Raw genomic sequence first — 20,240 nt, 5'->3', positions numbered from 1 at the left:
CGGTTCGCCAGCTGGTTACGGCAGCGGCTTGATCACCAAGGATGAGCACCCCCGTGGTCCCCTTCCGTCCGTCCTCGACCTACGCTTCGGCTATGACCCTCGGTGACCAGCCACCGCCGCCCGCCGCGTTCACCCGCGCGGCGCAGAGCCTGCGGCTGTCCGAGGTCAGGCCGGAGATCGAGCTGGAGGACCTCCCCGCGCCGCAGCGGCTGGCCCCCTACTCGGCCGCCATCGGCGCCTCGGTCTACCGCGACGACGACGAGCTCGCGGTCGGCCGGCTGATCCTGCTCTACGACCCCGACGGCCAGCGCGGCTGGGAGGGCCCGTTCCGGCTGGTGGCCTACGTCCGGGCCGACATGGAGCCGGAGATCACCTCCGACCCGCTGCTCGGCCCGGTCGTGTGGAGCTGGCTGACCGAGGCCCTGGAGGCGCACGAAGCCGACTACTCCGCCGCGGGCGGTACCGTGACTAGAGCCGTGTCCGAGGGCTTCGGCAACAAGGCGGAAGACCCGGTCACGACCGAGCTTGAGCTGCGTGCGTCCTGGTCGCCCGCCGAGGAGGATCTGTCCGGCCACGTCGCCGCCTGGTGCGACCTCATGTGCCTGGCGGCGGGGATCCCGCCGCTCCCGCCCGACGTGGCCGCGCTGCCGCGCCGACGTGATGATCCGGAGAGTGACCGTACGAAGTGAGGGCACCAGTCAAGACAGCACCAGCGTCATGAGGTCGGTGAGCTCATGACAGAAGAACGCATCGTCGAGCCCCTGCTCGAACCCCGCGAGGGCATCCCCCCGGTGATCGCCGACGCGCACGGGCTGGCGCGGGTCGTCGACGCCTTCGCCGCGGGCACCGGCCCCGTGGCGGTCGACGCCGAGCGCGCCTCCGGCTACCGCTACGGCAACCGGGCCTACCTGGTCCAGCTCCGCCGGGCCGGCGCCGGCACCGCGTTGATCGACCCGGTCGGCTGCCCCGACCTGTCGGCGCTCGACGCCGCGCTCACCGGCACCGAGGTCGTGCTGCACGCCGCGTCCCAGGACCTGCCGTGCCTGATGGAGGTCGGCTTCAAGCCGCGCGAGATCTTCGACACCGAGCTGGCCGGCCGGCTGCTCGGTTACGAACGCGTCGGGCTCGGCACGATGGTCGAGACCGTGCTCGGGCTGCGGCTGGAGAAGGGCCACTCGGCCGCCGACTGGTCCACCAGGCCGCTGCCGGAGGACTGGCTGCGCTACGCCGCCCTCGACGTCGAGGTGCTGGTCGAGCTGCGCGACATGCTCCACGAGGAGCTGGCCGGGTCGGGGAAGCTGGAGTGGGCGCGCGAGGAGTTCGCGGCCGTGCTCAACACCCCGCCGCCGGCGCCGCGCTCCGACCCGTGGCGGCGTACGTCGGGCATCCACAAGGTGCGCAACGTGCGCGCGCTGGCCATCGTGCGCGAGCTGTGGACCATGCGCGACACGATCGCCAGGGAGAACGACCTGGCCCCCGGCCGGGTGCTGCCCGACGCCGCGATCGTCACCGCCGCCCTTGAGGGGCCCCGCACGAAGAAGGCCCTGACCGAGATCTCGGCCTTCACCGGCCGCAGCGCCCGCCGGTACATGAACGACTGGCTGGCCGCCGTCAACCGGGCGCGGACGTTGCCCGACGCCGAGCTGCCCCAGCCGAGCACCCCCGGCGACGGGCCGCCCCCGCCCAACCGCTGGGCCGACCGCGACCCGGCGGCGGCCAAGCGTCTGGCGGCGGCGCGGGCCGTGGTCGCCGCGCTGGCCGAGGAGCACCGCATGCCCACGGAGAACCTGCTCCAGCCCGACGCGGTGCGCAGGCTCACCTGGGAACCACCCGCTGAGATCACCGACGAGAGCGTGACCACGCGGCTGCGGGCGCTCGGGGCGCGTGAGTGGCAGCTCTCGCTCACGGCCCATCCCATCGCCAAGGCGCTGGCCCGGCTCGACGGCTAGCTTCCCTCGCCGGCGTACGGGCGGAGGGCCCGCCTCCGCCCGCCGGCGTCACCGTCCCACTTGACGCTCGGAGGGGGACGGCCGTACGTTTCGGGAAAGCGCTTTCCCCATCCGTTGCCTGAAGGGATCCCCATGAGCGTGCGCACCATCGGCGTCGTGATGAACGGCGTCACCGGACGAATGGGCTATCGCCAGCACCTCGTCCGTTCCGTCCTGGCCATCAACGAGCAGGGCGGCGTCACGCTCTCGGACGGCGACCGGGTCAGGCTGCGCCCGGTCCTGGTCGGCCGGAACGCCGACAAGCTCGCCGACATCGCCGACCGGCACGGGATCCCCGACTTCACCACCGACCTCGACGCCGCCCTCGCCGCCGACGACAACCTGATCTACTTCGACGCCCAGGTCACCAGCGCCCGCGTCAAGGCCGTGCTCAAGGCCATCGAGGCGGGCAAGCACGTCTACGCCGAGAAGCCCACGGCCGAGTCGGTGCAGGAGGCCGTCGCGCTGGCCGAGGCCGCCACGGCCAGGGGCGTGAAGAACGGCGTCGTGCAGGACAAGCTGTTCCTGCCGGGCCTGCTCAAGCTGAAGCGGCTGATCGACGGCGGGTTCTTCGGCCGGATCCTGTCGGTGCGCGGCGAGTTCGGCTACTGGGTGTTCGAGGGCGACTGGCAGGAGGCGCAGCGCCCGTCCTGGAACTACCGGGCGCAGGACGGCGGCGGGATCGTGCTCGACATGTTCCCGCACTGGCACTACGTGCTGGAGAACCTGTTCGGCCGGGTCCGGTCGGTCTACGCCAAGGCCGTGACGCACGTCCCGTCCCGGGTGGACGAGCAGGGCCGCGCGTACGAGGCCACCGCGGACGACGCCGCGTACGGGATCTTCGAGCTCGAAGGGGACGTGATCGCTCAGATCAACTCCTCCTGGACGGTCCGCGTGAACCGCGACGAGCTGGTCGAGTTCCAGGTGGACGGCACGCACGGCAGCGCCGTCGCGGGCCTGCGCAACTGCCGCTTCCAGCACCGGGCCGCCACCCCCAAGCCGGTGTGGAACCCCGACCTGCCCGCCACGGCCCGCTTCCGCGACGACTGGCAGGAGGTGCCGGACAACGCCGAGTTCGACAACGGGTTCAAGGTCCAGTGGGCGGCGTTCGTCCGGCACGTGCTGGAGGACGCGCCGTTCCCCAACGACTTCGCCTCGGGGGCGCGCGGCGTGCAGCTCGCCGAGCTGGGCCTGCGCTCGAACGCCGAGGGCCGCCGGATCGAGGTGCCGCAGCTGTGAGGATCGACCTGCCGGGCGGCGCGTACGAGCTGCGCGAGCCGGTGACCTGGCCGGCCTCGGCCGCCCCGGCCGCGAGCCGGGTGGTCTACGCGGCCGCGCACGTCGTCGCCGACCCGCTCGGCGACAACACGCCGGGCTCCCCCGCCGCCGTGGACTGGGAGGCCACGCTGCGCTTCCGCCGCCACCTGTGGTCGCACGGCCTGCGGGTGGCCGACGCCATGGACACCGCCCAGCGCAACATGGGCCTGGACTGGGCGGCGACCAGGGAGCTGATCCGGCTCAGCGCCGAGGAGGCGCGCGCCTTCGGCGATCCGGCGGCGCTGGTGGCCTGCGGCGCGGGCACCGACCACGCGCCCGGCGCCGCCGACCTGCACACGATCACCGCCGCGTACGCCGAGCAGGTGGAGGCCGTCCAGGCGGCCGGGGCGGGCGTGATCGTCATGGCCTCCCGGCAGCTGGCCAGGGTGGCGGCCGGGCCCGCCGACTACCACCAGGTGTACGGCAAGGTCCTCGGCCTGGCCGACCGCCCGGTGATCCTGCACTGGCTGGGCGAGATGTTCGACCCGCAGCTCGCCGGCTACTGGGGCGCGCCGGACGTGGACGCGGCGACGGAGTCGTTCCTGGAGCTGGTCCACGCCCACGCCGCCGTGGTGGACGGCGTCAAGGTGTCGCTGCTGGACGAGGAGCACGAGGTGCGGCTGCGCGCCGCGCTCCCCGAGGGTGTCCGGCTCTACACCGGCGACGACTTCAACTACCCCTCGCTCATCAGGTCGGGCTCGCACGCGCTGCTCGGCATCTTCGACGCGATCGCCCCGGCCGCCGCCGCCGCCCTGCGCGAGCTGGACGCCGCCGAAGCAACCACCGGCGAGGAGGCGGCCCGCCACCTGGCCCGCTACGACGAGATCCTGGCCCCCACGGTCGCCCTGTCGCGGAAGATCTTCGAGGCGCCGACGTACCACTACAAGACCGGCATCGTCTTCCTGGCCTGGCTCAACGGCCACCAGGACGCGTTCGCCATGGTGAACGGCGCCCAGTCGGCGCGCTCGCTGCGCCATCTGGCGGAGGTGTTCAGGCTGGCCGACCAAGCCGGGCTGCTGGCCGACCAGGAGCTGGCCGTGCGCAGGATGACGGCGCTGCTGGCGGTGAACGGCCTGTGAGCCTGTCGCTGAACCAGTGGACGACCAGGCGCTGGTCGGTCGCCGAGGCCGTGGACGGCTGCGCGCGGCACGGCCTGGAGGCGATCGGGCTGTGGCGCGAGAAGGTGGCCGAGGAGGGGCTCGCGCGCAGCGCCAAACTGGTGCGCGAGGCCGGGCTGCGGGTGTCCTCGCTGTGCCGGGGCGGCTTCCTCACGGCGGGCGGGCTGCCCGGCGCGGAGGGGCGGCGCGCGTTCGAGCGGGCGCTCGACGACAACCGGCGGGCCGTGGACGAGGCGGCCGAGCTGGCGGCCGCGTGCCTGGTGATGGTGGTCGGCGGGCTGCCGGGGGTGCGGCCGGGCGAGCCGCTGCCGCCCGGTTTCTCCAAGGACGTCGCCGGTGCGCGGGAGCGGGTCGCCGAGGCGCTGTCGGTGCTGGCGCCCTACGCCGGCGAGCGCGGCGTCAGGCTGGCGCTGGAGCCGCTGCATCCGATCTACTGCCCCGACCGGGCGGTGCTGTCCACGCTGGGCCAGGCGCTCGACCTCAGCCTGCCCTACCCGGAGGAGCAGGTCGGGGTGGTGGTGGACACCTTCCACGTGTGGTGGGATCCGAGGCTGGCCGAGGACGTCGCGCGGGCCGGGCGGCGCATCGCGTCGTACCAGGTGTGCGACTACCTGCACCCGCTGCCCGCCGACGTGCTGCTCGGGCGGGGCATGATGGGCGACGGGGTGATCGACTTCGCGCCGATCACCCGGGCCGTGCTGGCCGCCGGGTACACGGGCGACATCGAGGTCGAGATCTTCAACGCCGACGTCTGGGCGGCCGACCCGGACGAGGTGCTGGCCACGATGAAGACCCGCTACGCCGAGCTGGTGGTCTAGGGTTTCGCGACACACCTACGGGCCCGCCGGACATGACATAGGCATGAACGTCACCGACACCGGGCCGCCGCGCAGCCAGCGCTTCGCCCACCTCTACGAGCAGACGTATGCCGCGCTGCTGCGGTTCGTCGAACGTCGCGTCCACCCCTCCCACGCCGAGGATGTGGTCGCCGACGTGTTCCTCGTCGCCTGGCGGCGCCTGGACGACGTGCCGCGCGCGGCGGACGAGGCGCGCGCCTGGCTGTTCGGCGTGGCGCACCGCACTCTCCGCAACGGGCTGCGGGCCGACCAGCGGCGGCAGGCGCTCACCGTCCGCATCGCCGACAGCCGGCTGACCGGTGCCGCGGCGGCCGGGCTGGACCCCGAGCTGGTGGCACGTCGGCTCGACCTCGTCCAGGCGTGGCGGCGGCTCAGCCCGCGCCACCAGGAGACGCTCGCCCTGGCCGTCTGGGACGGCCTCACAGCCCCACAGGCCGCCCGGGTGCTCGGCATCTCCCCCGTCGCGTTCCGGCTCAGGCTCACCCGGGCCCGGCGCGCCCTGCGCCACCACGCCGGCGCCGCCCCCGCCACTACGACCCAGCCCGTGGCGACCGCCACCGTGGACTCCAGGAGCATGCGATGAACGACAGCCTCGACCACGCCCTGCGCGGCCTCGACCCGGCCGTCACCCCCGCCGACCTGGACACGGGCACCGACCCCAGGGCTCGGGCCCTGCTGGCCCGGGTGATCGCCACCGCCCCCATGGGAGCGCCCGCACCGACGACCAGCGGCCCTCGCGTACTCACCGCCAGGCGTCTCACCGTTGCCGGCGGAGGGGTGGCCGCCGGCATCGCGGCAGCGCTGCTGCTGCCCGGCGTGTTCGGCGGCGGCTCGGCGATGGCGGCGTGGACCGCGACGCCGCACACGGTGAGCGGTGACCGGGCCGTCGACGCCCAGGAGAAGTGCCTCGACCATGCCCAGGACACTGCCAAGCGCACAACCGGGCGCGACCTCGGCTTCCGGCCCGTGGTGACCGAGGGCCGGGGGCCATGGACGCTCGTCTACGTCAACGACGGCAGCAACCACCTGGCCGAGATCACCTGCCTGCTCCGCGACGGCGACCTCGTCGGCGCGCACGGCAGCGCGCCGGGGCCCGGCGCGCAACCGCTTCCACCGGTTCCTGCGGGGTCGGCGCGGGCCGCCCTCGGTTCGGCCCTGAGCACGAGTGAGGAGAGCGTGCGTACCGTGACCGGCAGAGTCGGTGCCGACGTGGTGGGTCTGGAGCTCTCCACGGAGGCGAAAGGCGACGTGACCGCGACCGTCACCGGCGGCTACTTCGCGGCCTGGTGGCCGGACGCCCCGGCGACGGAGGAGCGCGAGAACGCCTCGCTTCGTGGCGGCGTCAAGAGCGTCACGGCGATCCTCCAGGACGGGTCGCGGCACAGTGTCTCCCTTGAGGAGCTCACCGGCCTGACGAGCACGCAGCTGAACACACCGGCCACGGGCGGCTCCGCGCGCGACTGACCTGGCCGCCCGCGGCGGCGCCGGGCCTCACGGTCCGGCGCCGCGAAGCTTCACGCCAAGGGACGGTGGGGGCGTAACTGCGCAGGAAGGCCCGCACTCCGATGGTGACGAGCTGAGTGATCTCTTCCTGGGGCAGCGGGACGGCGCCGTAGAACGTCCGCTGGTTGACATCGGTGACGGTCAACAGGGTGCGGTGGGCGGCGGCGCTGTCGGCGTCATGGATGTCCAGCAGGCCGCGGTCGGCGATCCGGCGCAGGGGCCTCGGCCTCGATGGCCCGTACCAGAGCGAAGTGATCGGGGAAAGAGGTCACTGCGGCGACCCGGCCGAGGGAAAAGTCGATACACCGGCCGCGGCGGCGATCGAGTCCATGCCGGCGCGGGTGTAACCCGTCCGGCGCCGGCCAGCCTCCTGATCGCGTAAGCGGGGGCTCCGGTCCCGGCACTGGAGGATGCCGTCCGGCCGCCCTGGCAGTTCGCCCGAGGCGCACAGCCTGGGGCCGTCGACAAACGGTGACATTCGGCGGACGATGCGCTCATATTTGGCGCCAAGGGTGGTTCGTCATGGACGAACCACGCACCATCCCTCCCCGGCCCCGAGACAGGCTGTACGCCGCGGCCACGCTGGTGCTCGCCGTGCTGCTGCTGCCGCCAGCCTTCGTTCGCCATCCAGGCCGCGCCCGCGAAATGGCCTGCCGCTGGGCGTTGCGGATGCGATTCCCCGCCGAGAACCTCGCCGGGCTCACCGACGGCGCGATGGCCGCGTTCACCGCGGCGCGCACCGAGGCGCTGTGGCGTCACGGCCAGCTCATCGGCGTCACCTCCGGACACCGCGACCCCGTCGTCCAGCAGCGGATGTTCGACGACGAAGTGCGCCGCTCCGGCTCTCCGGTCCTGGCCCGCATGCTCGTGCTGCCACCGGCCGAGTCCAGCCACGTCAAGGGCATCGCCCTGGACGTGCGCCCGCACGAAGGCGCTCGCTGGCTGGAGGAGCACGGCGCCCGCTACGACCTCTACCGCCTGTACGACAACGAGTGGTGGCATTTCGAGCACCGCCCGGACAGGCTGGGCATACCGCCGCGACGGCTCCCCCACCCCGGCGTGCACCACCTCTTCGAGAAGGGCTAGCGATCCATGTCCGGTTCTCTGGGGCGGCGGCTGCGCGCGGCGCGCGAGATGGCGTTCGTGGGGCGGGAGGAGGAGCTCGCGGTCTTCACCACGGCGCTGTACAGCGGCGCCCGCAGTGTCCTGTACGTGCACGGTCCGGGCGGCATCGGGAAGTCGGCCCTGCTGCGGCGCTTCGCCGACGAGGCCGAGACGGCGGGGCGGCCCGTGTCCATGCTGGACGAGCGCCTGATGGACCCGGCGGCCTGCCAGGACGACGCGGTGCTGCTGTTCGACGGTTTCGACCGCGTGCAGAGCCTGGAGGGGTGGCTGCGCGAACGGTTCCTGCCGCGGGTGCCCGCGGGGGCGCTGGCGGTGATCGCGGGACGGAACCCGCCGGATGTGCGCTGGCAGGCGGACCCGGCATGGGCGGGGTCGCTGGAGGTGCTGCCGCTGCGCGATCTGCGGGCCGCGGACGCGCACGCCCTGCTGGACGCCGCCGGCGTGCCGGCCGAGGCGCGCGAGCCGCTGCTTGCCTTCGCCGGCGGTCACCCGCTGGCGCTGCTCCTGGGGGCGGCCGTGGCGGCGAAGGACGGCGGGCGATGGAGGCCTGATCAGCACCTGGTGGCCGAGTTGCTGGATCAGCTGGTGGGCGAGCTGCCCTCGGCCGCGCACCGGCGTGCCCTGGAGATCTGCGCGCACGCGTACACGACGACGGAGGACCTGCTGCGGGCGGCCTTCCCCGAGGACGCGGGGACGCTGTTCCGCTGGCTGCGGCGGTTGCCGTTCGTCGAATCGAGCGGTCTCGGGCTGTTCCCGCACGGCGTGGTCCGGCGGCTGCTGGAGGCGGATCTGCGCTGGCGGGACCCCGAGGCGTACACGGTGATGCACGAGCGCGTGCATGCGCACGTGGCGGACAGGGTGCGTACGGCGAGCGACGCGGACGTGCCCGGCGCGGTGGCGGCACTGCTCCATCTCCACCACGGGCCGCCTGCCGGCGACGGCGAGTTCCAGGAAGAGACCTTGCCGCAGGCGCAGGCGGAGGCGGAGGCCGGCGTCCTGGTACAGGAGGCGGCATTCTGGGTGGAGCGTCAGCCGGAGGCGTTCCGCCTCTATCGAAGCGCCGAGACGGGCGAGCCGGTGGCTCTCTCCGCGTGGCTGCGGTTGACGGAGCTCGATGAGGAGGAGCTGGCGGCCGATCCCGTCGTGGCCGCGGCGTGGGCGCACGCGCGCGCCACCGCCCCGCTGCGCGCCGGTGAGCACCTGGCGGTCAGCAGGCAGTGGGTGCTTCCGCCGTACCGCGGTAACGCGCTGTTGCTGGAGCTGATCCAGTGGCGAGCGCTCGGCAACTGTCTGCGGGCCGAACGGCTGGCCTGGTCGTACATCGAAGCACGCACGGAGCGGTATCACGGGATGCGTGACATCTCCGGCGGCCTGTTCGTCCATGACTGGCGGGCGGTGCCCGCGCAGGCGTGGCTGGAGCAGATGGTCAAGAGGCCCGCCGGCGGCCCTGGCGCCGCGACGGCGAGACTGGCGGTGCTGTCCAGGGAGGAGTTCGCCGACGCGGTCCGCGGAGCGTTGCGCAGGTTGCCGCGGCCGGACGAGCTGGCCACCTCCCCCCTGACGCGCACCAGGCTGGTCGCCGAGGAGGAGAATCCCGCCACGGCACTGGGTGACCTGCTGCGCCAGGCGATCGGCGACCTGAGCGAGGACCCGCGCTCGGTCAAGTTCCACCGGGCGCTGTCCGTCACGTTCCTCTGCGGTACGCCCACGCAGGAGCTGGCCGCGGAACGGCTCGGCATCCCCTTCACCACCTACCGCCGCCACCTGGCGGCCGGCATCGAGCGGGTCTGCGCCGACCTGTGGCACCGCGAGCTGTACGGCACCAGCCGTACGTGAATCACTCGGCGAGGGCGAAACCGACCGCCGCCTCGGCGTGCAGCCGGGCGCTCGGCAGCACAGGGATCGGGCTGTGCTTCTCACTGATCAGCAGCTCGATCTCCGTGCAGCCGAGGACGACGCCCTCCGCGCCGTCGTCGGCGAGGTCCTGGATGATCCGCGCGTAGGCGTCCCTGGACGTTTCCCTGATCACCCCGCGCACCAGCTCGTCGAAGATCACGTCGTGGACCAGCTTCCGCTGTTCGCGACGCGGGACGACCACCTCGACGCCGTGGGCGGCCAGCCGATCCAGGTAGAAGGGCTCCTCCATGGTGAACCTGGTGCCGAGCAGGCCGACCTTGCGCATGCCCCTGGCGCGGATCTCGGCGCCCACGGCGTCGGCGATGTGCAGCACCGGCACGCCCACGGCCCGCTCCACGTCGTCGCTCACCCGGCTGAAGGTGTTGCTGCAGACGAGCAGGACGTCGGCGCCGGAATCCTCCAGTCGCCTGCCCGCACCGGTCAGCAACGTGCTCACCTCGTCCCAGCGGTCGGCGAAGATGAGGTCCTCGACCGTCGTGTAGTCGACCGACCAGATGAGGCTGTTGGCGGAATGGCTGCCGCCGAGGTGCTCGCGGGTGCGCTGGTTGATGATCTGGTAGTAGATCACCGTCGATTCCCAGCTCAACCCGCCGATGAGACCGATGGTGCGCATGGAACTCCGTTTCGCCGGCTCGTCGCCGGAAGGCTTGACAGGGTGGCTGGTCATTCGGCGGAACAGCAGCTGTTCAGGCGTCGGCCAGCGCGCGGGCGCAGGCGCCGAGCCCGATCTCGCTTGAGGCCTTGACGAACACCACGTCGCCCGGTTCGAGCAGCGAGCCGGCCAGCTCGGTGGCGCCGGAGACGTCCTCGACCGTGTGGACGGCCACGCCCCGGTTCGCGGACTCCGCCGCCCACGCCATCGCGAGCGGATCCCCCTCCCCTACCGCGATCAGCACGTCGAAGCGGAGGTCGGCGACGAGCCGGCCGATCTCGGCGTGCCGGGCGCGCGAGGTGTCCGCCTGCTGCCCCATCGCGCCGAGCACGGCGACGGTACGGCGGGCGCCCGCCATCGCCCGCACCGCCCGCAGCCCGGCCTTCATGGACTCGGGGCTGGCGTTGTAGGCGTCGTCGACGATGGTGATGCCGTCACGTCGTTCGACGATCTCCAACCGGCCCGCGGAGCGCCGCCGGGCGGCGTTCAGTCCCTCGGCGATCTCGGCGGCGCCCAGGCCGAGCGCGGTGGCCACGGCGGCGGCGGCCAGCGCGTTGCCCACCTGATGCTCGCCTATGAGGTCGAGCGTGACGGGGGCGCTGCCGTCCGGCGTCACCAGCTCGAACGCGGGCCGCGCGCGGTCGTCCAGCCGCACGCCTTCCGCCCGCACCTGTGTCCCCGCCGCCGCGCCGTACAGCAGGACCTTGGCCCTGGTACGGCCGGCCATCCCGACGACGTACGGGTCGTCGGCGTTGAGCAGCGCGAACCCGTCCGCGGGAAGCGCCTCGACCAGCTCGCCCTTGGCCTCGGCTATGTCGGCCGGCCCGGATCCCATGCGCTCCACGTGCGCGCTGCCGACATTGAGCACCAGCCCGAGCTGCGGTGGCGCGAGTCCGGTCAGGTACGTCAGGTCGCCCTTCCTGCTCGCCCCCATCTCCAGCACCAGGTACCGGGTGGCGGCATCGGCGCGCAGCACGGTGAGCGGCAGGCCGAGCTCGTTGTTGAACGACCTGTCCGTGGCGACCGTCGCGGCGTGCCGTTCGAGCACCTGCGCCAGCAGGTCCTTGGTGGTGGTCTTGCCCACGGAGCCGGTCAGGCCGATCACGGTCGGGCTGATGCGTCCGAGCAGGTGCTTGGCCAGCACGCCGAGCGCGAGCTGTACGTCGTCGACCACGAGGGCGGGCACGCCGACGGGCCGCGAGGCCAGCACGGCGACGGCGCCGCCCGCGACGGCACGGCCCGCGTAGTCGTGGCCGTCGACGCGGGCGCCGACCGTCGCGGCGAACAGGCCGCCGGGCACCACCTCGCGCGAATCGACTGCCGCGGGCGCCGTCACCAGCGCCCGCGGATCGCGCACGTCGTGCAGGCTCGCGCCGACGACCTGCGCGATCCTCTCCAGCGTCGTGGCGATCACTTGCCCCTCCTGACGGTCACGTGCCTGCTTCTGGCGATCACTTGCCGCTCCGGGCGAACGCGAGGTCGATGAGGCGGCGCAGCAGATCCGGGTACGGGACACCGCTCTCGGCCCAGGCCCTGGCGTAGACGGAACGGGCCGTGAAGCCGGGCATGGTGTTGATCTCCAGCACGTACAGGCGTCCCGACTCCTCCTCGTAGAGGAAGTCGACCCTGGCCAGGCCGTAACCGCCGATCGCCCGGAAGGCGCGCAGCGACATCTCGCGCACGTCCTCGGCCACGCGTTCAGGCAGGACGGCGGGGATCGTGGCGATCTCGGCATTGCTGAGGTACTTGGCCTCGTAGTCGAGCCAGTCGCCCGGCACGAGGAGCTCGCCGGGCAGCGACGCCTCCGGGAAGTCATGACCGCCGAGCACGCCGCAGATGAGCTCGCGCGCGGCTACCTCCTGCTCGACGATGACCAACCGGTCGTGGGTCAGCGCCAGCTCCACACCCGCGCGCAGCTCCTCCATCGTGGTGACACGCGAGATGCCGATGGAGGAGCCCAGACCGGACGGTTTCACGTACATCGGCCAGTCGAGCGACTTCACCAGCCCCCAGGAGTCGATGGTGGCGCGCCATTCGTGCTCGGTGAACCACACACCGGGGGTGACAGGGATGCCCTCCGCCAGGAACGCGCGCCGCATCGCGACCTTGTCCATCGCCACGGCGGAGGCCAGGACGCCGCAACCCACGTACGGGATGCCCAGCGTCTCCAGGTGCCCCTGGACGACGCCGTCCTCGCCGAACGGTCCGTGCAGCACCGGGAAGACCACGTCCACCTGATCGGGTCGCAGCTCCATCGGCCACCTGCCCTGGCGGTCGATGATGACGGGCACGGGCTCGTACAGCTCCTTCGGCAGGGCGTCGAGCACGGCGTGTGCCGACAGCAGCGACACCTCGTGCTCGGCGGACGGCCCGCCGGCCAGCACCGCCACGCGTACGCGTTCTGTCACTATCGATCAGCCTTCCTCGGTGGGACGGTCGCAGGACCTGCCCGCCGAGTGTCGGCATTTCACCTGACCAGTTCCCAGGCCATTCACTGTCCGATTTCCGGCTATGGGCGCATGAGCGGGCCGGAGATGTCCACGCCCATCTCCCGGGCTCGGCGCCGGGCGAGCAGCCGCCCAGCCACCTGCGGGCGCGCCCGGCTCCACGCCTGTGCCGCCGCCCTGTCGGCGAAGAAGCTGACGCGGCCGACTACCGCCCCAACCTCTGTGGTCAGTACACCTAGACGCGGCCGGGGTCGATCGTGCCGTCGAGGGTGAGGGCGGCTTCGAGCAGGAAGTAGTCGCCCCAGACCAGCTCGTGGGCGGTGGCCAGGCCCTTGCGCCGGTCGTAGCAGCCGTCCACCAGGCCGCCGTGCTCGTTGAGGTGGTCACGGGCCAGCGCGTCCAGCGTGCGGGCGGCCTGCTCCCGGTAGCCGTCCTTGGCCAGCGGCGCGAGCTTGGCCAGGGCGGCGGCGGCGATCGCGGTGGCCGAGGTGTCGCGGGGCGCGGCGGGGATGCCGGGGTCGTCGAAGTCCCAGTAGCAGACCAGGTCGGACGGGACGTGGGCCAGGTACCAGTCGGCGACCTCGGTGGCCGGGCCGATGAACTCGGCCGACAGGTGGGCGGCCTGGGCCAGGCCCAGCATGGCCCACGCCTGCGCGCGGGCCCAGGTGCTGGCAGGCGAGGAGCCGTTGACGGCGCCGGCCGAGGTCTGGGCGACCGAGCCGTCCTCCCGTACGCACATGGCGTAGCCGGTGCGGGCGTGGGACTCGGCCATCACCAGCAGCTCGCGGGCTCCGGTGCGTTCGCAGGCGAAGGCCAGCAGCGGGACGGTGCCGGGCAGGCCGTCCACGCAGGCGCCGGGGCGCGGCCAGCCGTATTTGACGACGTCCTCCTCCTGGGGCGGGAGCAGGCCGGCCAGCGGGTCGAAGCCGATGCTCAGCGACCGGGCGGCGGCCACGGCGGTCGTGGCGCCGGGATCCTCGTCGCCGGCGAGCACGGCCGGGAGCGCGGCGCCGTACCAGAACAACATGCCGCGCAGCAGGGTGGGGGCGTCGGTGCGGGCGGCCAGCCGCTCGGCGACCTGGCCGGCGGCGCGGGCGTAGCGGGGCTCGCCCGTGGCGACCGCGGCCAGGGACAGCAGGCCGCCCCAGAAGCCGCCGCACCAGTCTCCGTCCTCGGACCAGGTCCATTCGCCCGTCACGGGGTCGGCGTAGAGGGGGAAGCGTCCTTGAGACTGCGCGAGGGTCCCGCCGACCCTGCGCACCAGCTCTGTGACCAGCATGGAACCGCCTCATCCGGAAACGTGATGCCTCCTCCGGTTACCCGGGGCGGCACGGGCTTAACGGGACGCGTCCCAGACGATCAGGTAGCGCCGCAGCAACAACCGGCGGAACCGGCAGCCCGGCAACAACCGCCTGGCGGCCCGCCCCACCTCGGCCCACGCCATGTCGGGGTCCATGACGGGGACGGACGGCCCGCTCTTGGGCCCGTGGCGGAGCTGGTGGACGCGGGTGACGACCTGCGCCGTGCCGCTGATCACCCAGTCGAGCAGCGAACGGTTCCTGGCATGCCCGACGACCACCAGCCGGCCGCCGGGCGCGAGCAGCCGCCGCAACGCCCCGACGGCCGCGCCGAACTCGGCGTGGTGCACGACGGCCACGGCGCTGACGAAGTCGTACCCGGACTCCGGCAGCGCGGCCGGGTCGAGGTAGTCGGCCTCGGTGAAGGTGAGGCCGGGCCGGTCGCCGTGGCGGGACCTGGCCAGGGCGACGGCCTGCGCGGACCGGTCGACGCCGGTCACGTCGGGGACGCGGGCGGCGAGCTTGCCCGCCAGGAGGCCGTCGCCGCAGCCGACGTCGAGGGCGCGGGACGAGCCGGGCGGGATCAGGCTCAGCACCAGCCGCTGGTAGTGCACGTTGTGATTCCAGTACGGATCGGGCACCTGATCACCATAGTGCTCTAAAGCGTCACCGTGCCCGCCGCTCCGTCGACGGTGATCTCCTGGCCCGTGGCGATGCGGCCGGTGGCGTCGCGGACGCCGACGACGGCGGGGATGCCGTACTCGCGGGCCACCACGGCGCCGTGCGACATGGCGCCGCCCATCTCCATCACCAGGCCGCCGGCCGTGAGGAACAGCGGGGTCCAGCCGGGGTCGGTCGAGGGGCAGACCAGGATCTCGCCCGGTTCGAGGTGGGCGCCGTTCGGGTCGAGCACCACCCTGGCGAGGCCGGTGACCGTGCCGGCCGAGGCGGCCGTGCCGGTCAGCGCGCCGTCGGGGACGGGTCCGGCCAGGGCCTCGGGCTCGGTGCCGTCGGAGAGCATGATCCGGGGCACGTGCCGGCGGCGCGACTCCCGCTCGTACGTCGTGCGCCGCTCGCGTACCAGGTCGCGCAGGTCGCCGCCGGACAGGGCGGACCTGGCCTCCTCCAGGCGCAGGAAGTACACGTCGGCGGCGTCGTCCAGGACGCCGGCGGCGGCCAGGTGCTCCCCGACCGCGCGCAGGCTGTGCCGGACGGCGGCGATGGCCCTGACCGCGTGGTACTTGGGCAGTTCGCGCAGCCCCGCGTACGCCCGGGTGCGGCCGAGCGCGAAGCGCACCACGGGCGCCCGCCACCGGCCCCTGCGCGCGGCCAGCGCGGCGACCCGCTCGACCTCCTCCCGCGCCGCCCGCGCGCCCCTGGCGAACAGCGCGTCGGGGGCGAGGGCGGCGCCGGCGTCCATGCGCAGGTAGTTGGCCAGTACGCCGAGGATGTGCGTGGGGTCGTCGGACCAGCGGGGCACGCCGACGTCGATCTCGGCCACGCCGCGGTGGCCGTACCGGCCGAGGAAGGCGGCGAGCTCCTTCTGGGCCCGCGGCGGCAGCTCGCCGGCCCGGTAGCGGCGGGCCAGCTCGGCCGCGGGCTCCTCACGGAACGCCTCGGGCTCGACGCGGCCGGCCAGGTCCCACAGTTCGAGGTCCATCTCGGTGGTCGGGTTGTTCGGGACGCCGCGCAGGACGTCCTGCAGGTCGCCCACCCGCGTGCCGGAGAGCCGGGCGGCCAGGCCGAGCAGGGCGTAGCCGGTGATCACGATCGGCATGATCGAGACGATGGCCGGGAACGTCCCGGCGAGCAGGCGTTCGGCGTGGTCGAGGCGCTGGGCGGGGGTGGCGCCGGGCGGCGGTTCGAGCCTGCGGTCCAGCTCCTCGCCGACGCGGGCGGCGAGGGCGAGCGCCCTGGCCGGGCTCAGCAGCGCGTCGCGGACCCGCGCCGGCGCGTGCACGCGGCGCGCGAAGCGGCGCAGCCCGCGCAGGAACGGGCGCGGCGAGGTCTGGACGACCGACAGCCGCGGGTCGCCCGCCAGCTCCCGCACGACGGCCGCGGCCCGCGCCTCCCCCAGGGGCATCATGCGGGTCAGGACCGCCCGGCCGGTACGGCTGCGCAGCGGCGTGGTCAGGTCGATCCACAACCGCTGCCCCGCCTCGGACAGGAACGCCGGGCCGTCGAGCCGGTCGGCGGGCGCGTGCCCGAACAGGGTCGCCGCCCCCGAGGCCACCAGGTTGAACACCGACACCCCCATCGGCGTGAACGGCCCCATCACGCCCTGGGCGACGTTGAGCGACAGGTGGACGCGCAGGCCGGGCCCGACCGGCCGGGGCAGCGGATAGAGGGTGGTGATCGGCCTGGCCTGGGTGAGCCAGAGCGTGCCGTCCTGGCCGATGGCCCACTCGGTGTCCTGCGGCGTGCCGTAGTGGTCCTCGACGCGCGCGCCGAGCTCGGCCAGGGCGAGCACCTGCGCGTCGGTCAGGCACAGCCCGCCGGCGGTGGTCTCGACGTGTTCGACGCCGCCGCCGGGCAGCGGCCGGACGGCCAGCTTCGGGCCGCCCGCCCGCCGTTCCAGCACCTCGCCGCCCGAGACGACGAACCGGTCGGGATCGACGGCTCCGGAGACGACCGCCTCGCCGAGTCCGGGGGCGGCGTCGAGGACGGTCTCGCGCCGCCTGCCGGTCACCGGATTCGCGGTGAACATCACCCCGGCCACCCGCGCGTCCACCATCACCTGGACGACCACCGCGAGCCGGACGCCGGCGTGGCCGACGCCGCTCGCCTCCCGGTAGGCCACGGCCCGGTCGCTCCACAGCGAGGCCCAGCAGCGGCGCACGGCGTCGAGCACCGCCTCGGCGCCCACCACGTTGAGGAAGGTGTCCTGCTGGCCGGCGAAGCTGGCGAACGGCAGGTCCTCCGCCGTGGCCGAGGAGCGCACGGCCACCGGGACGTCCGCGCCGAGCCGCGCGTAGGACGTCACGATCTCCTCGCGCACCGGGGCGGGTATCTCGGCCCGCAGCAGGTGGCGCCTGGCCCGCGCGGCGAGCCCGTCGCCCGGGGTGAGGTCGAGCCCCGCGGCGACCTGCCGGTAGGCGTCGGTGGTCAGGGCCCAGCCGGGCGGGACGGGCAGGCCGGCGCGAGTCAGCTCGCCGAGGTTGGCGGCCTTTCCGCCCACTTCGGCGAGCATCGTGGCGTCGATCTCGGAGAGGTCGTGTGTGGTCCTCATGGAAGGCACCCCCTCTCCCGAGTCTGCCATAAATTCACCAACTGTTGAACAGCGGTGTCCCGTCCAGTTCCCAGGCCGGGTCGAGCGGCACGCCGAGCAGGGCCAGCGCGGTGGGGCCGACGTCCACCAGGCGGGGCTCGGCCAGCGGGCGGCCGCCGAGGTCCGCGTCCAGCCGGTTCGCGATCACGAACACCGTGCGCTCCTCGGCCGAGGTGCCGCCGTGGCCGCCCTCGTCCACGTGGCCGTGGTCGGTGGTGACCAGCACCGTCCAGCTCTCCCCCGGACGGGCGCGGACGGCGTCGAGCAGGCGGCCCAGGTAGGCGTCCTGGGCGTGCAGGGCCGCGGCGTACTCGGGGCAGTGGGGGCCGAGGGCGTGGGCCACCTCGTCGGTGTCGCCGAGATAGACGAAGGCGAGGTCGGGGCCGGTCTCGGCGAGGTGGCGCTCGGCGGCGTCGGCGATCTGCCGGTCGGCGGCGGTCCAGGTGAGGGCGTAGCCGTCCAGGACCATGCGGTGGTCGATGGCGGGGCCGAACGCGCCGTGCTCGCCGAGGGCGGCCCAGGAGAGGAAGGCGGCGGTCACCAGGTCGGGGCGGGCATTCTTCGCACGACTCAAAAAGTCCGGAAATTTCGTGAACTGGGGGCTGGTGAAGCTGTTGTCCACGACGCCGTGTTTGTCGGGCCAGGCGCCCGTGGCGATCGACGACCAGCCGGGGCCCGAGTCCGTGCGCGACCTGATCACGCGGCCCGCCGCCGGCGGCTCCGGAGCCTTGGGCACGACCTCGCCCGGCGACTCCGTCCTGGGGGCCGCCGCCTCGCCGTACGGGAGCCGGCTGGTGCCGTACGCGCCGGAGGCCATCAACGACGACAGGACCGGCGGGGCCAGGGCGACGAGCCGGTCGAAGCGCAGGCCGTCCATGCCGACCACGAGGACTTTGTTCTTGTTAAGGGGCATTCCCCTATCTAAGCGGTGAACCGTCGCACCCAGGCGACCGCGCCCGGCAGGATCTCCTCGACCGGCGCCACGTCCGGGTACCAGGTGCGCTCCCACTCCAGCGAGACCCATCCGGCGTAGCCGGCCGCGCGCAGCAGGTCGCCGGCCTCCTCCAGCGGGACCGAGCCCGTCCCCATCGGGACCGGGGTGGTGTCCTCGGCCGAGACGGCGTCCTTGACCTGGACGTAGGCGAGCGAGGGGCCGAGCGCGGCCAGCGTGGCGGCCGGGGACTCGCCGTGCCGCCAGGGGTGCAGCAGGTCCCACAGCGCGCCGGTGACCTCGGGGCGGCCCGCCTCGGCCAGCAGCCCGGCCACGGCCGCGCCGGTGGGCATCCGGTCGTGCGTCTCGACCAGGACGCGTACGCCGAGGGCGGCGGCCGTACCGGCCACAGACCTCAGCCGGCGGGCGCCGACCGCCGGATCGTCGCCGCGCGGGAACACCCGCACGCCCGGCGCGCCCAGATCGGCGGCCAGCCGCAGGTCGGCGAGGAGCGCGTCGGCGACAGGCTCGTCCGGCCCCGGCTCACAGATGCCGACATATCCAGCCAGGGCGGCGATCTCCAGCCCCGCCCGCTCCACCCGTTCCCGCACCGCGCGCCGCTCCCGCGCGGTAAGCCCGGCATGGACGCCGGTGTCCGGATGCAGCCGCAGCTCAAGCCCCTGGCAGCCGTGCGCCACGGCGATCCCGGCCGCCCGCTCCAGCCCCTCCCCCGGCATCCCCAACGTGCTGACCGCCAGCTTCACGCCGTCACCCCGGCTTCCGCGCCCGTCACGCTCATGCCATCCTCCTGACGCTCTCCCGCAGCACGACCTCGCCCGCGACGTGCTCGACCACGGGGGCGGCGGCGTCCTCGCGGCCGAGCGCGAGCTCCAGGGCCCGCGCCCCCATGTCCGTCAGCGGCAGCCGCACGGTCGTCAGCGCGGGCACGTGATCACGCAGCGTGACGATGTCGTCGAACCCGGCCACCGAGACGTCCTCGGGTACCCGTATCCCGCGTTCGCGGCAGGCGGCCAGCGCGCCCACGGCCATCACGTCGTTGACCGCGAACACGCAGGTCGCCGCGCCGATCTCGGTCGCGGCCCGGTAGCCGCCGTCGCGGTCGAACGGCCCGTGGACCACGACGGGCTCGGGCAGGCCCAGCTCCCGCAGCGCCTGCGTGAACCCCTCGCACCGGTCGGCGGCGGTCACCAGGTGGGGCGGCCCGGCCAGCACGGCGAAGCGGGTGTGCCCGAGCCCGGCCAGCGCGCGGGCCAGGGCCGCGGCGCCGGCCCGGTTGGCGGGCGCGACGGTGTCCACGCCGAGCAGGTCCTGGCCGACGCACGCGGCCCGTCCGCCGCCCTCCTGGTAGCGGGCCAGCTCCTCGCGCAGCCGCCCGGTCACGACGGGGTCGGCGACCCGCGAGCCGACCAGCAGCACGGCGCGCACGCGCTGGGCGTTCATGGTGGCGACGTAGGCGATCTCCTGCTCGGGGTCGCGGTGGGTGGTGCCCACCATGACGAGCATGCCCTCGGTGGCGGCGGCCCGCATCGCGCCGTCGGCCAGCGCGGCGAAGTAGGGGTCGGTCAGGTCGTGGACGACGATGCCGATGACGTTGCTCGCCCCCCGGGCCAGCGTCTGGGCGGCGATGTTGGCGCGGTAGCCGAGCTCGTCGGCGGCCCGTTCGACGCGGGCCCGCAGGGTCGCGCCCACCTGGCGGGTGCTGCCGTTGAGCACCCGCGAGGCGGTGGCGAGGGAGACGCCGGCCTGTTTGGCGACGTCCTCAAGCGTGACCACGAGACCTCCCGGAAAGCGGTTTCCA

Annotated in this window: 19 protein-coding genes; 9 read left to right on the top strand and 10 right to left on the bottom strand. The window is 73.8% G+C overall.

Features of this window, described 5'->3' with window-relative positions; all coding sequences use genetic code 11:
* Window positions 1-92: 92 nt before the first annotated feature.
* From ACFYUV_RS02375 to ACFYUV_RS02345, 7 genes are all read left to right on the top strand, one after another.
* On the top strand, window positions 93-689 hold the full coding sequence (locus ACFYUV_RS02375; protein ID WP_352365603.1) for a DUF3000 domain-containing protein: 597 nt from the start codon (window positions 93-95) through the stop codon (window positions 687-689).
* Window positions 690-734: 45 nt separating this feature from the next.
* Window positions 735-1,949 (top strand): HRDC domain-containing protein, encoded by a 1,215-nt coding sequence (locus tag ACFYUV_RS02370; RefSeq protein WP_387664063.1) that lies wholly within the window; start codon window positions 735-737, stop codon window positions 1,947-1,949.
* Between the two features lie 132 nt (window positions 1,950-2,081).
* The gene (locus ACFYUV_RS02365) at window positions 2,082-3,227 is read left to right on the top strand and encodes a Gfo/Idh/MocA family protein (RefSeq protein ID WP_387664061.1); all 1,146 of its coding nucleotides are present in this window, start codon (window positions 2,082-2,084) and stop codon (window positions 3,225-3,227) included.
* Entirely contained in the window at window positions 3,224-4,384 is a 1,161-nt protein-coding gene (locus tag ACFYUV_RS02360; protein ID WP_387664059.1) for a DUF993 family protein, read from the top strand. Before ACFYUV_RS02365 ends, ACFYUV_RS02360 begins: the two co-directional genes overlap by 4 nt.
* A complete protein-coding gene (locus ACFYUV_RS02355) occupies window positions 4,381-5,241 on the top strand; it encodes a sugar phosphate isomerase/epimerase family protein (RefSeq protein WP_387664057.1) in 861 nt (286 codons plus the stop codon). Before ACFYUV_RS02360 ends, ACFYUV_RS02355 begins: the two co-directional genes overlap by 4 nt.
* A 43-nt stretch (window positions 5,242-5,284) precedes the next feature.
* A complete protein-coding gene (locus ACFYUV_RS02350; protein ID WP_387664055.1) occupies window positions 5,285-5,863 on the top strand; it encodes an RNA polymerase sigma factor in 579 nt (192 codons plus the stop codon).
* Window positions 5,860-6,744 (top strand): hypothetical protein, encoded by an 885-nt coding sequence (locus ACFYUV_RS02345; RefSeq protein ID WP_387664053.1) that lies wholly within the window; start codon window positions 5,860-5,862, stop codon window positions 6,742-6,744. The genes ACFYUV_RS02350 and ACFYUV_RS02345 overlap by 4 nt, the downstream gene beginning before the upstream one ends.
* Here the strand turns inward: ACFYUV_RS02345 and ACFYUV_RS02340 are convergent.
* On the bottom strand, window positions 6,683-6,991 hold the full coding sequence (locus ACFYUV_RS02340) for a TetR/AcrR family transcriptional regulator C-terminal domain-containing protein (protein ID WP_387665283.1): 309 nt from the start codon (window positions 6,989-6,991) through the stop codon (window positions 6,683-6,685). The two genes, ACFYUV_RS02345 and ACFYUV_RS02340, sit on opposite strands and share 62 nt — an antisense overlap.
* 314 nt (window positions 6,992-7,305) lie before the next feature.
* Here ACFYUV_RS02340 and vanY-N point away from each other — a divergent pair, with 314 nt between their 5' ends.
* Together vanY-N and ACFYUV_RS02330 are read left to right on the top strand one after the other, a co-directional pair.
* Window positions 7,306-7,869 (top strand): D,D-peptidase/D,D-carboxypeptidase VanY-N, encoded by a 564-nt coding sequence (gene vanY-N / locus ACFYUV_RS02335; RefSeq protein WP_387664051.1) that lies wholly within the window; start codon window positions 7,306-7,308, stop codon window positions 7,867-7,869.
* Between the two features lie 6 nt (window positions 7,870-7,875).
* Entirely contained in the window at window positions 7,876-9,744 is a 1,869-nt protein-coding gene (locus ACFYUV_RS02330) for an ATP-binding protein (protein ID WP_387664049.1), read from the top strand.
* Between the two features lies 1 nt (window position 9,745).
* On the opposite strand, the gene ACFYUV_RS02325 is transcribed toward ACFYUV_RS02330, so the two are convergent.
* From ACFYUV_RS02325 to ACFYUV_RS02285, 9 genes are all read right to left on the bottom strand, one after another.
* The gene (locus ACFYUV_RS02325) at window positions 9,746-10,438 is read right to left on the bottom strand and encodes an aspartate/glutamate racemase family protein (protein WP_387664047.1); all 693 of its coding nucleotides are present in this window, start codon (window positions 10,436-10,438) and stop codon (window positions 9,746-9,748) included.
* Window positions 10,439-10,511: 73 nt separating this feature from the next.
* A complete protein-coding gene (murF, locus tag ACFYUV_RS02320) occupies window positions 10,512-11,891 on the bottom strand; it encodes a UDP-N-acetylmuramoyl-tripeptide--D-alanyl-D-alanine ligase (RefSeq protein ID WP_387664045.1) in 1,380 nt (459 codons plus the stop codon).
* A gap of 37 nt (window positions 11,892-11,928) precedes the next feature.
* Window positions 11,929-12,885, bottom strand: coding sequence for a D-alanine--D-alanine ligase family protein (locus tag ACFYUV_RS02315; RefSeq protein ID WP_387664043.1), 957 nt, complete (start codon window positions 12,883-12,885; stop codon window positions 11,929-11,931).
* Between the two features lie 274 nt (window positions 12,886-13,159).
* Window positions 13,160-14,203 (bottom strand): glycoside hydrolase family 88 protein, encoded by a 1,044-nt coding sequence (locus tag ACFYUV_RS02310; protein ID WP_387664041.1) that lies wholly within the window; start codon window positions 14,201-14,203, stop codon window positions 13,160-13,162.
* A gap of 57 nt (window positions 14,204-14,260) precedes the next feature.
* Window positions 14,261-14,863, bottom strand: coding sequence for a class I SAM-dependent methyltransferase (locus ACFYUV_RS02305; protein ID WP_387664039.1), 603 nt, complete (start codon window positions 14,861-14,863; stop codon window positions 14,261-14,263).
* 17 nt (window positions 14,864-14,880) lie between these two features.
* A complete protein-coding gene (locus tag ACFYUV_RS02300) occupies window positions 14,881-17,451 on the bottom strand; it encodes a PEP/pyruvate-binding domain-containing protein (protein WP_387664037.1) in 2,571 nt (856 codons plus the stop codon).
* 34 nt (window positions 17,452-17,485) lie between these two features.
* On the bottom strand, window positions 17,486-18,403 hold the full coding sequence (locus tag ACFYUV_RS02295) for an alkaline phosphatase family protein (RefSeq protein ID WP_387664035.1): 918 nt from the start codon (window positions 18,401-18,403) through the stop codon (window positions 17,486-17,488).
* Between the two features lie 8 nt (window positions 18,404-18,411).
* A complete protein-coding gene (locus ACFYUV_RS02290) occupies window positions 18,412-19,185 on the bottom strand; it encodes a sugar phosphate isomerase/epimerase family protein (protein WP_387664033.1) in 774 nt (257 codons plus the stop codon).
* A gap of 31 nt (window positions 19,186-19,216) precedes the next feature.
* Window positions 19,217-20,215: a LacI family DNA-binding transcriptional regulator gene (locus tag ACFYUV_RS02285; RefSeq protein WP_387664031.1), complete on the bottom strand. Its 999-nt coding sequence runs from the start codon at window positions 20,213-20,215 to the stop codon at window positions 19,217-19,219.
* Window positions 20,216-20,240: the final 25 nt, after the last annotated feature.

It is taken from the genome of Nonomuraea sp. NPDC003560 (assembly GCF_042878785.1).
Lineage (GTDB): Bacteria > Actinomycetota > Actinomycetes > Streptosporangiales > Streptosporangiaceae > Nonomuraea.
The sequence above is the reverse complement of the archived record's forward strand: the minus strand, read 5'-3'. Positions and strand labels throughout refer to the sequence as shown.

Coding starts and splice junctions, on each gene's coding strand:
- ACFYUV_RS02375 (WP_352365603.1), top strand. CDS start 93: ATGACCCTCGGTGACCAGCCACCGCCGCCCGCCGCGTTCACCCGCGCG.
- ACFYUV_RS02370 (WP_387664063.1), top strand. CDS start 735: ATGACAGAAGAACGCATCGTCGAGCCCCTGCTCGAACCCCGCGAGGGC.
- ACFYUV_RS02365 (WP_387664061.1), top strand. CDS start 2,082: ATGAGCGTGCGCACCATCGGCGTCGTGATGAACGGCGTCACCGGACGA.
- ACFYUV_RS02350 (WP_387664055.1), top strand. CDS start 5,285: ATGAACGTCACCGACACCGGGCCGCCGCGCAGCCAGCGCTTCGCCCAC.
- ACFYUV_RS02345 (WP_387664053.1), top strand. CDS start 5,860: ATGAACGACAGCCTCGACCACGCCCTGCGCGGCCTCGACCCGGCCGTC.
- vanY-N (WP_387664051.1), top strand. CDS start 7,306: ATGGACGAACCACGCACCATCCCTCCCCGGCCCCGAGACAGGCTGTAC.
- ACFYUV_RS02330 (WP_387664049.1), top strand. CDS start 7,876: ATGTCCGGTTCTCTGGGGCGGCGGCTGCGCGCGGCGCGCGAGATGGCG.
- ACFYUV_RS02325 (WP_387664047.1), bottom strand. CDS start 10,438: ATGCGCACCATCGGTCTCATCGGCGGGTTGAGCTGGGAATCGACGGTG.
- ACFYUV_RS02310 (WP_387664041.1), bottom strand. CDS start 14,203: ATGCTGGTCACAGAGCTGGTGCGCAGGGTCGGCGGGACCCTCGCGCAG.
- ACFYUV_RS02300 (WP_387664037.1), bottom strand. CDS start 17,451: ATGAGGACCACACACGACCTCTCCGAGATCGACGCCACGATGCTCGCC.
- ACFYUV_RS02295 (WP_387664035.1), bottom strand. CDS start 18,403: ATGCCCCTTAACAAGAACAAAGTCCTCGTGGTCGGCATGGACGGCCTG.